Consider the following 14,336-nt stretch of genomic DNA (forward strand, 5'->3'; position numbering starts at 1 on the left):
AAAGATTGTAACGAATAGCAGGATAAAGCTCCTAAAAAATAACTGTAACTACACTTAATTTAGAAACTAAAAATTAAAGTATGGAAATCAAACAAAACATATTGGATGCCGTGAATGAGTGGTTCACCCCAACATTTGACACCGCTACTCAAGAGGCGATAAAAGATATTATGACGACTTCTCCCAAAGACTTGGAAGAGCGGTTTTATAAAAATCTAGAATTTGGAACCGGAGGAATGCGCGGTATTATGGGTGTGGGAAACAATCGCATTAATAAATACACGCTTGGAAAAAGTACGCAAGGACTTTCGGATTACATGCACAGTGCATTTCCTAACCAACCATTGAAAGCAGCAATTGCGTATGATTGCCGTCATAATAGTGATACCTTAGCGAAAGTAGTAGCAGATGTTTTTTCGGCAAACGGCATTGAAGTATTCTTATTTTCGGAAATGAGACCTACGCCCGAGTTGTCTTTTGCTGTAAAACATTTAGGTTGTCAATGCGGTATTGTACTTACGGCTTCGCATAATCCGCCAGAGTATAACGGATATAAAGTATACTGGCAAGATGGTGGGCAAATTGTACCACCAGAAGATAAAGGTATTATTGATGTAATTGAGAATTTAAATTACGATCAGATCAAGTTTACGGCTAATGAAGATTTAATTCATTATATCGATACAGCAGTTGATGAAGCTTTTATCAAATCGACTATTGAAAACGCAAGTTTTGGTACTTCGGCTGACGCCAAAAAAGAACTGAATATAGTTTTTACCTCTTTGCACGGTACTTCTATAAAATTAGTCCCCGATACTTTATCGCAAGCGGGTTATTCACAAGTACATATTGTAGAAGAACAGCGCGTGCCAAATGGTGATTTCCCTACGGTAAAGTCTCCGAACCCTGAAGAGCCAGAAGCCTTAACGATGGCACTAGCATTAGCAGATAAAACAAATGCAGATATTGTGGTAGGTACCGATCCTGATTGCGACCGACTGGGAGTTGCAGTTCGCAATAATGATGGTAAAATGGTTTTATTGAACGGCAATCAAACTATGATTTTGATGACTGCTTTCCTACTTGAAGAATGGAAAAAACCGGGAAAAATTAACGGAAAACAATTTGTAGGCTCGACCATTGTGTCAACACCTATGATGATGGAATTGGCTACTAATTACGGTGTAGAATGTAAAGTAGGTTTGACTGGGTTTAAATGGATTGCCAAGATGATCAAAGATTTTCCCGAGCTTGAATTTATAGGTGGTGGTGAAGAAAGTTTTGGATACATGGTTGGCGATGCAGTGCGTGATAAAGATGCTGTAGCGGCTACTTTATTGATTTGCGAATTAGCGGCTCAAGCCAAAGCGAAAGGAAGCTCCGTTTATAAAGAACTACTAAAGCTTTATGTTGATAACGGATTTTACAAAGAACATTTAGTTTCATTGACCAAAAAAGGAATGGACGGATTGCAAGAAATCAATCAGATGATGATTGACATGAGAGAAAATCCATTGAAAGAAATCAACGGACAGCGTGTCATTATGCTCGAAGATTATCAATCCTCTATCGCAAAAAACTTGCTAGACGGAAGCGAATCTGAGATGGTTATACCAAAATCGAATGTGTTGATTTATTACACTGAAGATGGATCTAAAATTTGCGCCAGACCCAGTGGGACCGAACCAAAGATAAAATTCTATATTAGTGTAAATACAGAATTAAACGCTGTTGAAGATTTTGACGAAGTAGAAGCTGATCTAGACAACAAGATCAAAAACATAATTACTGCAATGCAATTGAACTAATGGATGCAAACCTAAGAAAATTATTTCCTTTTACTAAACCGTATCAGTCTCATATTACGTGGAATGTGATTTACAACATATTGTATGCGTTGTTTAGCACAATTTCTATGTTGACACTGTTTCCGGTTTTACAGGTACTTTTTGGCAAAACAGAAAAAGTATTGTCTCAGCCTGTATACGCAGGAATAGGAAGTATTAAAGAATACGTAATTGATTATTTGAATTTCAAAATTTCAAGTTTATCAGCAGGAGAAAGTACTGAAATCGTTTTACTTTTTGTTGTAGCAATGGTTATTACCACATTTTTTATTAAAAATTTATTCAATTATTTGGCTTCCTATCATATCATGCATCTTAAAAACGGCGTTTTGAAAGATTTGAGACAGTCGATGTATGATAAAATTATTGAGTTGCCCATTTCATACTATTCGGAAAAACGAAAAGGAGATATGATGGCGCGCATGTTAGGTGATGTCAATGAGGTTCAAAATTCTTTTTTCTCTATTCTAGAATTAGTGGTAAAAGAGCCTTTAACTATCATTTTTGCTTTAGGAATGATGTTTGCCATCAGTACTAAATTAACTTTATTTGTCTTGATATTCATGCCGATTTCGGGATATATTATTTCAAAATTAGCGAAGAATTTAAGAGCACAATCACTGGAAGCCCAAAAAGAAAGTGGATCACTCATATCAGTTGTAGAGGAAACGTTAGGCGGTCTGAAAGTTATAAAAAGTTATAATGCTGAGCCTTCTTTTAAAAGTAGATTTAACGATTCAGTGACGCGATTATTGAATTTAACGAACAGTATAGGAAGCCGAAACAACTTGGCTACTCCATTAAGCGAATTTCTGGGTGTAACTACTATTGCCATTTTACTTTTTTACGGAGGCCTTTTAGTTTTAAATGACAAAACATTAGATGGCGCTTCTTTTATTGTCTATTTGACATTAGCGTTTAACATCCTTACTCCGGCGAAAGCGATTTCAAAAGCATCGTATTCAGTGAAAAATGGATTGGCCGCTGCAGAACGTGTTTTTGAAGTATTAGATGTAGAAAACGAAATTACATCAAAGGAAAATGCTATTCAAAAACATTCATTTGAATCAGATATTACTATTTCAAACATCAACTTTAAGTACGAGGATGAAAACGTTTTAAAAGACTTTTCACTTAAAGTTAAAAAAGGCCAAACAGTAGCGCTAGTGGGACAATCCGGTAGTGGAAAAAGTACGATTGCCAATTTGCTGACCCGTTTTTATGATGTACATGAAGGAACGATTACTATTGATGGTATAAACATTAAAGACCTCCATTTAAACTCGCTTCGCGGATTAATGGGTTTGGTAACACAGGACAGTATCTTGTTTAACGATACCATAAAAGCGAATATTTCATTGGGGAAACCGGATGCAACTGATGAGGAAATTATTGAAGCTCTAAAAATTGCAAATGCATTTGAGTTTGTAAAAGATTTACCAAAAGGCATTTATACCAACATTGGCGATAGCGGAAACAAACTTTCTGGTGGACAAAAACAGCGTTTATCTATTGCGCGGGCGGTCTTGAAAAATCCTCCGATTATGATTCTAGATGAAGCCACATCCGCATTGGATACAGAAAGTGAGAAATTTGTTCAGGTCGCTTTAGAAAACATGATGCAAAACAGAACTTCAATTGTGATCGCACACCGACTCTCAACCATTCAAAAAGCAGATGTGATTGTGGTAATGAAAAAAGGAAAAATTGTAGAGCAAGGCAATCATGAAGAACTGATTGCGCTTCAAGGTGTTTACAACAAACTAGTAAGCTTGCAATCGCTTGAGTAGTTTTAAAAACAGGAATTGATTTTTTTTAAAAGTTAACAGCTATAAAATGTACATCAACAATTCAGCTATTAAACTTCCTACTGATCCCAACACCGTGGTTTGGAAATACCTTGATTTGTCTAAGTTTTTGGATTTATTGCTATCGCAAAAACTATTCATGTCACGATCTGATAAATTCGAAGATCAGTATGAAGGTACTTTTAGCGAACCTACTTTTGAGGAGATTAAAAAACTATCGATTGATAATCCCGACTTTTTAAAATACTATAAAATACATCGGGAGAAAGTAGCCATTAGTAGCTGGCACATCAATGAATACGAATCTTTTGCCATGTGGCAGATCTTTACGCAAAATAGCGAAGGCTTGGCAATTCAATCCACAATTGGACGTTTGCAGGAAGCATTGGCACCAGAAACAAATTTCAATCAATATATCGGCGAAGTAAATTATATCGACTACAAAAAAGAACACATTCCGTTTGACGATTTATTTTTTCCTTTTCTATTCAAACGGAAAAGTTTTCAATACGAAGGTGAAGTACGCATCCTGACTGATATTGGCGACAGTACAGTAAAAATCAACGAAGGTTTAAAAATCAATGTTGATATTAACGTATTAATCGAAAAAATATACATTCATCCCAAATCTGAAAACTGGTATAAAAATTTGGTTATTCAGTTAGTAAAACAACTGGGATTTGATTTCACCATTGAAAAATCAGATTTGGAAAGCGATATTTTGATTTAAGAATAAATAAATATCCCTTGATATTTTTTACATTTATCATTAATTTTAAATGATGTATGACTACGAAATTTTGCAAACCGAAAAGTCCTATTCTTCAAAACTATATTGAAGGATATTACTTTCTTAGCCATAGCGAAAATGAGGCCCCTATTACCTACTACACCTTTCCGAACAACTTTACTTTTTTGTCAATCGTACAAAATACTCAATTTGCTTATGCAGAAAATAGCGTGAATATCCAAGAAAAACCAGGATACCCAATACTGTGCAACTTGATCTGTCATTATAAAAAACCAATTCGATTAACTTATTCTGGCAATATTTCAGAAATAACAATAGCCTTTAAACCTTTAGGATTAAATGCGTTTTTAACACAACCTTTACGAACTTACACCAACGCCTTTTTTTCCGACTTTATATCTTTCAGTGATATTGGTTCGATTTTTATTGACATTTTACCCGAAACAAATTTTGAAAAAAAATGTGAATTACTTGAAGCATTTTGGTTGTCTAAATTAATTGGCTTTCAGCACCCTTATTTACATCAAATTGTTGATGATTTAAAAAACACCCACCAAGATTTATCGATTACCAAATTAGCCCTTAAATACAATACTTCACGTCAGAATCTAACTAAACAATTTGAAATGCACTTATGCAAATCGCCTTCAATGTTTAAAAAATTACAACGTTTTAGAACGGCACTAAAATTAAATCTCGAAAAGACTCCTAAAGAAAATCTTGCGACAATGGGATATGATTTACTTTTTTACGATCAATCACATCTCACCAAAGATTTTAAATCACTTACTGGATTGACCCCGAAAAATTTCTTTAAAAAAGTTTCTCAACTGGAGAAAGGGACAATCAATTGGGTCTTTACTTGACATTCCATTTTTACAATTTTCTACTGTGCTTTATTCCTATTTTTACTAACACTAATCTGGAGCAATGATGATAAAGATAATTGTAAAAATAGTAGCGACCCTGGTTAACGTACTATTCAATTTATTTTTTTAGGCCTTTAAATACCTAAAATATTTTTGATTCAGTATTATAAGTAGCCCAACAAAATAGATGCTGGTATATCTGGCTGTAAAAAATAATGCAATACAAACTGATCGATTTCTAATAAATGAAATAAATCCATATTTTGAAAAAGAAAACAGAAACAAAAAAATGAAAAAAAACTCCTATCAAGAATTATCAGATAAAGAGCTCTTAAACAAAAGTAAATTATTTAAGGGGGTCACAATAGGTTTCTCTGTTATCTACTTATTTGTAATTACTTTTATTTTCTACTTGCATATAACAAAGGGGCTCCAAGATAATACAGTTGTTATAATGGTACCAATTTTCCTTTTACCTACAACATTACTACCCTTACTTGTTAATTTCGTGATGCTAAAAAAAGAAATGAAATCAAGACAACTTTAATTCACCTTACAATCGATGGACCAAAACTGCCTAAACTGTAGCACCCTAATTTTGAATAACTTCTGCGATAATTGTGGTCAGAAAAAATTTAAAAAAATAGATAGAAAATATATTTGGGATGAAATTCAATATACTTTTTTACACACTAACAAAGGTTTTTTATACTCTGTAAAAAACATTATCAAGAATCCAGGGGAAACAGCCAGAGCATTTATCGACGGCAATAGAGTCATTCACTATAAACCAATTCTATTAGTATTTGTATTAAGTGGTATCTCTACATTTATCTCTGTAAAAATAATTGGTTTCGAAAAAATCATGACTGCTTTTTATGCCAAGGAGAACCTCACCTCTGCTTACATGAATGACGTAATGACCTTTCTTAAAAGTTACAATTCAATTTTAATGTTACTGCTTGTACCCGTTTTTGCCTTAACAACCAAACTTGCGTTTAGAAAATGGGGAAATAACTATTATGAACACGTAGTAATAAATGCTTATATCGTCTGCGTTTACACCCTTTTTAGCATATTGATAATTAGTCCTTTACTATTTGTATTCAAAAATAATATGGACTACTTTACAGTGATCTCAAGTCTGACAATGTTAAGTGTTCCTTTTATTTTGGTTTGGTTTTTCAAAGGATTTTATCCCATCAAGCCACTAAAAAGTATTGTTGGCCGTGTGCTTTTAACTCTTACTTTCTTATGCACTTTGTTTATACTTATAATGATACTTTCGGTCATTGGAGGTGTTGTTTTTGCCATGATCGCTGGTCCAGAATCATTAGAGTATTTCAAGCCAAAACAATAGCGTAACGTGCTGGTAAAAGTCAAAATTATTGGTAAAAAATCCGATCATCCCATTGATGAAACGACTAGGTTTTGATTTCACGATTGAAAAATCAGATTTGGAAAGCGATATTTTGATTTAGAATATGACGTATTAAACTGGCTCGTAGCCAATTATTTTCCATTCCTTTTTAGACAAATCAATGAAGTAGTAATTTACTACGTCTTTCTTATCAAACTGTCCGTTTTTGTTGGTGTCTTCAACCGTTCTATAGTACAAACGGTTATTAGATTCAATCAATTTCCAATCGATTAATTCCTGAAAATCAGATGATATTTTAGTGAATTTTTCACCGCTGATTTTGCTTAAGTACAATGCTTTAATATCACTCGTATCCAATTTTCCATCTTTATTGGTATCCATGTCCACCATCGTGTACACCATAATCTGATTATTGGTTTTATTTGCAACCGACTTTAAATAAGTGGCTGTTTGAATCAAAACGGGCTTTTCTGTTAGTTTTTTAATAGAATCGGAATCTACTTTTTGAAATTTTAAATTTTGCAAGAAACCCGTGATTTCAAATTCACCATAATTCGATATCGTAAAACTCAAATCATTTACACTAGAGGAACCATATCTGGACTTCACGCCACGTTCCCGAATACTTAAATCCCCAACAGGATGAATTAAATAATCTGTTCCTTCCATTTGCAGCGGCAAATCAGCAATTTGTATTTGAGTAGAATCCGCCTTAACTAGCTCTCTTGCTTTGCTAGTTTCATCGTAGGTCACTTTGGGTTTTTCAACTTCCTCTTTGCAACTGGCTAAAAGCAAAATTGCAATTCCTACTATTGTTATATGTAGTTTTTTCATTTTGTTGTACTATTAATATTCAAATGTAATCATTTTTAAAAATGGTAACGGTATTAGCCACTTGATTTAACTATTTATAATTGGGACAACTTTGCTTTAAATATATCGTTTACAACTTAGCAGTAAGCTTAACATTAAAAACTCGTGTTGTCATATAATTTGGAATTGCATATTGATTTTTAGAATACACATCCCGAACCCATGTATTGGTAATGGTGTTTTGATTGTCAAAAAGATTAAAAATTTCCAATCCTAATGCCAACTCTTTAAAGTTTTTAAACCAACCCGTATTATTCTCTTTTTTTGTAGTGTTATCAATAAAAACCTTAGAAAAACCCACATCTACGCGACGGTAATCATTCAATCTATTTTGGTACAAATATGGATCAGCATACGATGGCGAACCTCCAGGCAATCCAGTGTTGTAAACTAGGTTCAGATATAGTTTAATACTAGGAATATTAGGCATATAGTCTTGAAAAAGCATTCCAAATTTCAATCGTTGATCCGTAGGTCTGGCAATAAATCCTCTGTCATTACTATTTTCTTCAGTTTTCAAATAACCAAAACTAATCCAAGATTCAGTTCCAGGTACAAACTCTCCGTTTAGGCGTACATCTAATCCTTGTGCGTACGCAGTTGCATCATTATTGGCTGCAAAGCGTATGCGAACATTATCAATCGTATACGTATTTACATCTGTCAAAGATTTATAATACAACTCCGAAACTAATTTAAAAGGACGATTCCACATTTTGAAACTATAGTCATTTCCCAAAACAAAATGTACTGATTGTTGTGCTTTAATATTGGGTTGTACCGTTCCAGTAGCATCTCTCAATTCCCTGTAAAATGGCGGCTGATGGTACAAACCACCTGAAATTCTAAAAACCATTTCCTTTTCCCAGTCTGGTTTAATAGCAAACTGTACTCTAGGACTGACTGTAATTTGAGATTTTGTAGCTGTAGATGCACCTATCACCTCCCAATTGTGAGCACGAACTCCTGCATTATACCATACTTGACTTGCACCAATATTCGATTTCAAACTCCATTGCGCATAACCTGAAAATCTATTAATCGAGTTAAAATTTGTAGCACGTATATTTTGATACGGAACGAGTGGTCCTGTGTAAGGCGTGTACGGCTGGTCATTCCTTGGCAAATCAATAATTGGTGGATTCAAAGAGAAACCAGCGGAATCAATAACCTCCCACTCTATTATTCGATCACGTATAGATTCTCGTGTGTATTTTATTCCCCATTCTAATTGGTTTTCTTTCCAATCATGAAATCCTTTTATCTCTGTGTTTACAATCAAAGCATCTAAATCATTTCTCGCATGACTCAGCTGTGATCCAATACCTCTGGTGAAAGCAACATCGCCAAAAGTTTCAGAACCAATATTAGAATCTACTTCGCCCAAACGGTATTGAGCGAAAATATCAAAATATTCTTGTTCTAAAGTATGAAAAATCGAACCAATAAATTTTAATGTGAAATTATCGGAGGCATTAAAAGTTGTTTTTAAAGCACCAAAATACGTATCGTACTTATCCTTTTCTTGCCCTTCGTAAAAAACAGTCAATGCCATAGGATTGTCTATGGTTCCAAAGTTAGTCTGTCTCGTTAATGGCTGGTATCGGTATTTATTTTGAGAAATATTTCCTAGAAAACTCCATTGCCATTTTGCAGAAGCCTGAAAGTTTATATTGGTTTGAATATCCGCAAAGGAAGGCGTAAAATTAGTTTGTGTTTCCTGGCTATTTACCAAAAGGCTGTTGTTGCGGTATCGAACTCCAGTAACTGCAGACCATTTTTTATCTCTAGAAACGGCATCAATTGAAAGACTTCCGCCGAGAAAACTGGCCTCGAGGCTTGCGCCAAATTGAACCGGCTTTCTATACGTAATATCTAATACTGATGATAATTTGTCGCCAAACTTTGCTTGAAAACCTCCTGCAGAAAAATCAACATTTTGAACTAAATCTGTATTGGTAAAACTCAGTCCTTCTTGTTGCCCCGAACGAACTAAAAACGGTCGATACACTTCGATTTCATTAACATAAACCAAATTCTCGTCATAATTTCCACCACGCACGGCATATTGGGTACTCAATTCATTATTAGAGTTTACGCCTGGTAAGGTTTTTAAAATATTTTCAATTCCTGCATTTGCTCCTGGAATTTTCCGAATCACCTCGGGCTCAATCGTAGTGATTCCTTGCACCAACTTTTTGTTATTTGCGGTAACAATCACTTCACCCATTTGCTCCTCTTGATCACTCATCACGGGATTAAACTCTTTTTGTTCATTAGAATCCAAAGAAAAAATAATAGTTATTTTCTTTAAAGAGATGTGTGTAAAAATGATAGTAATATTTTGATTTGCAGGAACTTTTAAATCGTAAAAACCATTTTTATTAGTTTGGGTACCACTACTTGAATACGAAACATTCACGTTTTCAACGGGACGATTATTCTTATCTAACACAACACCTTTTATCCGTGCTGTTTGTGCCGTTATTATTAAAGTAATAAAGAAAAAAAAGACTAGTGGTATACGTTGTTTCGGACTCAAAGGGTATGATTTAATTATTTTTGACTTCTAAAAAAGCGACTTTCAAAGGTAGTTGAATTTCCTACGTTATCGACCACGATCACTTTTAAATCATTAGCACCTTCTGCCACAATACCATCATTAAAATAATGCGTTAGTTTTCTAGTTTTATTATCATATTCGAATAATACCCACTTGCCGTTTAAATAGCCAGTATATGATTTTATTCCTGACAAAGTATCAGCTATGGATAACTGAATTGTTTTTTGATCGCTAGTCCATTTACCATCAATAGGAAATACTGAACTAATGATTGGGGCAACCGTATCCGAAACCAAAGCGTATTTACCTAAAATTTTAACTTTGGTATTGAAAACACTGTCTTTTCTATACGTAGGATTGTAATTTATTTTTTTACCGTCAATTCTACCGATAAACATTTTTTCTTTTTGTGCTTCAGTCGACTTGGAGTCTTCAATAGAAATTGTAAAATTAGTGTGTGCTGGAACCGTGTCATCATACAAAAAAAGAGTGTCGTTTTTTACATCAAAATTAAAGTTGAAATCTTCATAAAAAGTTCCTGCCGGTATAAAAACGGACATATTTTCAAGAGCGAAATTAGTATCTGTTTTTGCCCTTACGAAATATTTAGATGGGAGTGCATCCGTTGCAATTATTGTGGGTAACAAATCATAATGGATGGGAATAGATACTATTTTTTTATTTCCAAAAAAATCGGATACCTCAATGCGATACAGCGATGCGAGATTAGGGGATACTTGCAACACCCCTTTATTTTCATCTGCTTGTATAATACTCAAATCAAAAGGTGTTTTCATAAACAATTGCTGCACACGCTGTTGTGTCTTTTTATACTTAGAATAGTCAATTAGCGCATTAATGTATCGCATATCATCAAACGAATAGGTTTTAAATTCATAACCAAAATTTGGTTTCCCATTATAAAAAGATTGCACTTTAAACACGCCATTATTATTAAAAGAAACATCATCGATATCGTAAGTAGAAATACCGAAACCAATAGAACCATTAGCCACAACTTTGTCTGCCAAATAAGTACCGTCTTTTTGCAAGGAAACATTTAACAATACAGGTCTTTTGGAACGATTTACTGATGTTTTTGAGTCTAAAGGGTATACATAAAGACCAGAAATTATTGGTTTTTTAGTATCTTTTACAAATGCATCATATCCAAAAAGCATCGGATTAATTACAAATTCTGTTTTCGTATCCCGAAATTCAAAATGCAAATGTGGCCCTTCAGAAGCTCCAGTATTTCCGGAAAAGGCGATAACTTCTCCTTTTTTTATCAGCAATTCATCAGGCTTAAAAAACATTTCAATTTCAAAGGACTGCTCTTTATAGTGGGTCTTTTTAATGAATTGTTCGATGGCGCCATTGGCTGATTCTAAATGTCCATAAACCGAAGTGTACCCATTAGGATGATTAATGTAGATTGTTTTCCCGTTGCCAAAAGTGGATATTTTAATTCTGGATACATATCCATCAGCTACTGCATAAACACGCAACCCTTCTTTTTGTTGTGTTTTTAAATCAAAACCAGCATGAAAATGATTGGGTCTCAACTCTCCAAAATTTCCAGATAACTGCATCGGAATATCTAAAGGTGACCTAAAGTAATCTCTTGGATAATCCACTTGTGCAAAAAGTGACACACCTAAAAATAAAAAAAATAGGGAAAATTTCATCATTTACATTTTTGCTAAGATAAAAAAAGTATTCAAAAGAACACTAAAAAAAATAGAGTGTAACCCTTTGTAAAACGGCTACTTAATTAATTTAATGCAAAAAAAATAATAAAATATTGCAGAATTAAAAAGGAATACTAACTTTGTATGATTATGTAATGAATAGGATATATAATGAGTGCAATTGCAGAATTTATTGATACTCTTGAGGATAAGATTGAAAAACTTTTTACAAAAATGAAGAGTTTAGAAAGAAATAATCAAGATTTAAAAAACGAATTAATAAAAACAGCATCGATAATACAAAATCAATCCATGGAGATTGAAGCCTTAAAAACGCAGTATGAAACACTCAAAGTTGCCAATACATTACTAGGCAGTGACGATAATAAAAGAGATACGAAGCTTAAAATAAATTCATTAATTCGCGAAATTGATTACTGCATAGCCCAGCTATCAGATTAATATAAGATATGGACGAAAAGCTTAAAATTAAAATATCAATTGCAGACCGAGTGTATCCACTTACAGTAGATTTCGCTCAGGAAGAAGGCCTTAGAAGCGCTTCTAAAAAAATTGATAAGATGATCAAGCAATTTGAAGAAAATTATGCCGTTCGCGACAAGCAAGATGTACTAGCAATGTGTGCTTTGCAATTTGCCTCACAAACAGAACAAAAACAAATTGATAATGCAATTGATGGAGAAGAAACCATCGAAAGAATTAAAAAAATCAATTTAATTTTAGACCAATATCTCGACAAATAAACGTTCTTTACAAAAACTAAGATACTGCCTACATTAGTTCATATTTGGTAAACTCAACACTAACAATTTAGAATGAGCAAATCATCGTTACTATAGCAAGCCAATTCAGTTTGGAAGCTTGAACAACGAGTTAGCTCAAAACTTGTCTTTTCGAGTTTATTCAATCCCTCTAATGTAGGCTTTTTTATATATAAATTTTAACAAACATGGACAACATAGTAACGATCATTATTTCAGGAATTATAGGTATTGCGGGAGGTTTTGGTATTGCAAAACTGATAGAAAAAAGTAATATTTCAAACTTAATCAAAAACGCAAAAAAAGAAGCAGCATCTATATTGAAAGATGCAAATCTTGAAGCTGAAAATATAAAGAAGGATAAAATTCTTCAAGCGAAAGAAAAATTTATTGAATTAAAATCGGAACACGAACAAGTTATTTTAACTCGTGATAAAAAAGTAGCTGAAATAGAAAAAAGAGTTCGCGATAAAGAATCTCAAATTTCTAATGAATTATCGAAAGCTAAGAAAGTAAATGATGATTTTGAATCTAAAACTTTAGAATACACCACTAAAATTGAAAATCTAGACAAAAAACAAACTGAAGTTGACAAATTGCATAAAAGCCAGTTGCAACAATTAGAAGTAATATCTGGTTTATCAGCTGAAGAAGCAAAAGAGCAGTTGGTAGAAGGATTGAAAGCAGAAGCTAAGAGTAAAGCAATGTCTCATATTCAAGATACTATTGAAGAGGCAAAGTTAACAGCCCAACAAGAAGCGAAGAAAATCATTATCAATACGATTCAAAGAGTAGGTACAGAAGAAGCAGTAGAAAACTGTGTATCCGTATTCAACATTGAATCGGATGATGTAAAAGGAAGAATCATTGGTCGTGAAGGTAGAAATATCCGTGCACTTGAAGCGGCTACTGGAGTTGAAATCATTGTAGATGACACACCAGAAGCAATTATCCTTTCTTGTTTTGATCCTGTACGTAGAGAGATTGCACGTCTAGCGCTACACAAATTGGTAACTGACGGTAGAATTCACCCTGCTCGTATTGAGGAAGTAGTTGCAAAAACTGCTAAACAAATTGATGATGAAATTATAGAAGTTGGTAAACGTACCGTTATCGATTTAGGAATTCACGGATTACATCCAGAATTGATTAAAGTAGTAGGACGAATGAAATACCGTTCTTCTTACGGACAGAATTTATTGCAACACTCCCGTGAAGTTTCAAAACTATGTGGAATCATGGCAGCTGAACTTGGCTTGAACGTAAAACTGGCTAAAAGAGCAGGTTTATTACACGATATTGGTAAAGTTCCAGATGCCGAAAGTGACTTACCTCACGCTTTATTAGGAATGCAATGGGCAGAGAAATATGGTGAAAAAGAAGAGGTTTGTAATGCCATTGGAGCGCACCACGATGAGATAGAAATGAAATCATTATTATCGCCAATTATACAAGTTTGTGATGCTATATCAGGAGCAAGACCAGGAGCACGACGACAAGTACTAGATTCTTACATTCAACGTCTAAAAGATCTTGAAGAAGTAGCTTACGGATTTAGTGGTGTGAAAAATGCTTACGCAATTCAAGCGGGTAGAGAACTTCGTGTGATTGTAGAGAGTGAAAAAGTTTCGGATGAAAATGCTGCTAACTTATCATTTGATATCTCACAAAAAATACAAACGGAAATGACCTATCCAGGACAAGTTAAAGTAACGGTAATTCGTGAAACAAGAGCGGTGAACATTGCTAAATAAATAGCTTTCTAAAATAA

At 33.9% G+C, this 14,336-nt stretch carries 11 protein-coding genes; 8 read left to right on the plus strand and 3 right to left on the minus strand.

The annotated features are described in order from the left end of the window. Nucleotides 1-80: 80 nt before the first annotated feature. The 5 genes from ACNQGO_RS12405 (at nt 81) to ACNQGO_RS12425 (ending at nt 6,635) form a co-directional block, all read left to right on the plus strand. Complete coding sequence (locus ACNQGO_RS12405) at nt 81-1,808, plus strand: phospho-sugar mutase (protein ID WP_417985438.1); 1,728 nt, start codon at nt 81-83, stop codon at nt 1,806-1,808. Then, nucleotides 1,808-3,637, plus strand: a complete 1,830-nt coding sequence (locus ACNQGO_RS12410) for an ABC transporter ATP-binding protein (protein WP_417985439.1) — start codon at nt 1,808-1,810, stop codon at nt 3,635-3,637. Before ACNQGO_RS12405 ends, ACNQGO_RS12410 begins: the two co-directional genes overlap by 1 nt. A gap of 46 nt (nt 3,638-3,683) precedes the next feature. Then, nucleotides 3,684-4,385 (plus strand): hypothetical protein, encoded by a 702-nt coding sequence (locus ACNQGO_RS12415; RefSeq protein ID WP_417944121.1) that lies wholly within the window; start codon nt 3,684-3,686, stop codon nt 4,383-4,385. Between the two features lie 56 nt (nt 4,386-4,441). Continuing rightward, complete coding sequence (locus ACNQGO_RS12420; protein WP_417947916.1) at nt 4,442-5,272, plus strand: helix-turn-helix domain-containing protein; 831 nt, start codon at nt 4,442-4,444, stop codon at nt 5,270-5,272. A gap of 601 nt (nt 5,273-5,873) precedes the next feature. Beyond that, complete coding sequence (locus tag ACNQGO_RS12425; protein WP_417985440.1) at nt 5,874-6,635, plus strand: DUF3667 domain-containing protein; 762 nt, start codon at nt 5,874-5,876, stop codon at nt 6,633-6,635. Between the two features lie 132 nt (nt 6,636-6,767). Here ACNQGO_RS12425 and ACNQGO_RS12430 read toward each other — a convergent pair whose 3' ends face one another. From ACNQGO_RS12430 to ACNQGO_RS12440, 3 genes are all read right to left on the minus strand, one after another. Then, a complete protein-coding gene (locus ACNQGO_RS12430; RefSeq protein WP_417944117.1) occupies nt 6,768-7,490 on the minus strand; it encodes a hypothetical protein in 723 nt (240 codons plus the stop codon). Between the two features lie 109 nt (nt 7,491-7,599). Further along, on the minus strand, nt 7,600-10,071 hold the full coding sequence (locus tag ACNQGO_RS12435) for a TonB-dependent receptor (RefSeq protein ID WP_417985441.1): 2,472 nt from the start codon (nt 10,069-10,071) through the stop codon (nt 7,600-7,602). A gap of 14 nt (nt 10,072-10,085) precedes the next feature. Continuing rightward, on the minus strand, nt 10,086-11,780 hold the full coding sequence (locus tag ACNQGO_RS12440; RefSeq protein WP_417985442.1) for a M23 family metallopeptidase: 1,695 nt from the start codon (nt 11,778-11,780) through the stop codon (nt 10,086-10,088). A 174-nt stretch (nt 11,781-11,954) separates the two neighbouring features. Here ACNQGO_RS12440 and ACNQGO_RS12445 point away from each other — a divergent pair, with 174 nt between their 5' ends. The 3 genes from ACNQGO_RS12445 (at nt 11,955) to rny (ending at nt 14,319) form a co-directional block, all read left to right on the plus strand. Next, nucleotides 11,955-12,245: a hypothetical protein gene (locus ACNQGO_RS12445; protein ID WP_417971099.1), complete on the plus strand. Its 291-nt coding sequence runs from the start codon at nt 11,955-11,957 to the stop codon at nt 12,243-12,245. 8 nt (nt 12,246-12,253) lie between these two features. Then, the gene (locus ACNQGO_RS12450) at nt 12,254-12,547 is read left to right on the plus strand and encodes a cell division protein ZapA (protein WP_309760337.1); all 294 of its coding nucleotides are present in this window, start codon (nt 12,254-12,256) and stop codon (nt 12,545-12,547) included. Between the two features lie 206 nt (nt 12,548-12,753). Next, on the plus strand, nt 12,754-14,319 hold the full coding sequence (gene rny / locus ACNQGO_RS12460) for a ribonuclease Y (RefSeq protein ID WP_417985443.1): 1,566 nt from the start codon (nt 12,754-12,756) through the stop codon (nt 14,317-14,319). Nucleotides 14,320-14,336 lie beyond the last annotated feature (17 nt).

It is taken from the genome of Flavobacterium frigidum (assembly GCF_048286735.1).
In the GTDB taxonomy this organism is placed as follows: domain Bacteria; phylum Bacteroidota; class Bacteroidia; order Flavobacteriales; family Flavobacteriaceae; genus Flavobacterium.

Bases quoted from the DNA above. Each gene is read 5' to 3' on its own strand.
- ACNQGO_RS12405 (WP_417985438.1), top strand. From the start codon at position 81: ATGGAAATCAAACAAAACATATTGGATGCCGTGAATGAGTGGTTCACC.
- ACNQGO_RS12410 (WP_417985439.1), top strand. From the start codon at position 1,808: ATGGATGCAAACCTAAGAAAATTATTTCCTTTTACTAAACCGTATCAG.
- ACNQGO_RS12415 (WP_417944121.1), top strand. From the start codon at position 3,684: ATGTACATCAACAATTCAGCTATTAAACTTCCTACTGATCCCAACACC.
- ACNQGO_RS12420 (WP_417947916.1), top strand. From the start codon at position 4,442: ATGACTACGAAATTTTGCAAACCGAAAAGTCCTATTCTTCAAAACTAT.
- ACNQGO_RS12430 (WP_417944117.1), bottom strand. From the start codon at position 7,490: ATGAAAAAACTACATATAACAATAGTAGGAATTGCAATTTTGCTTTTA.
- ACNQGO_RS12440 (WP_417985442.1), bottom strand. From the start codon at position 11,780: ATGAAATTTTCCCTATTTTTTTTATTTTTAGGTGTGTCACTTTTTGCA.
- ACNQGO_RS12445 (WP_417971099.1), top strand. From the start codon at position 11,955: ATGAGTGCAATTGCAGAATTTATTGATACTCTTGAGGATAAGATTGAA.
- ACNQGO_RS12450 (WP_309760337.1), top strand. From the start codon at position 12,254: ATGGACGAAAAGCTTAAAATTAAAATATCAATTGCAGACCGAGTGTAT.
- rny (WP_417985443.1), top strand. From the start codon at position 12,754: ATGGACAACATAGTAACGATCATTATTTCAGGAATTATAGGTATTGCG.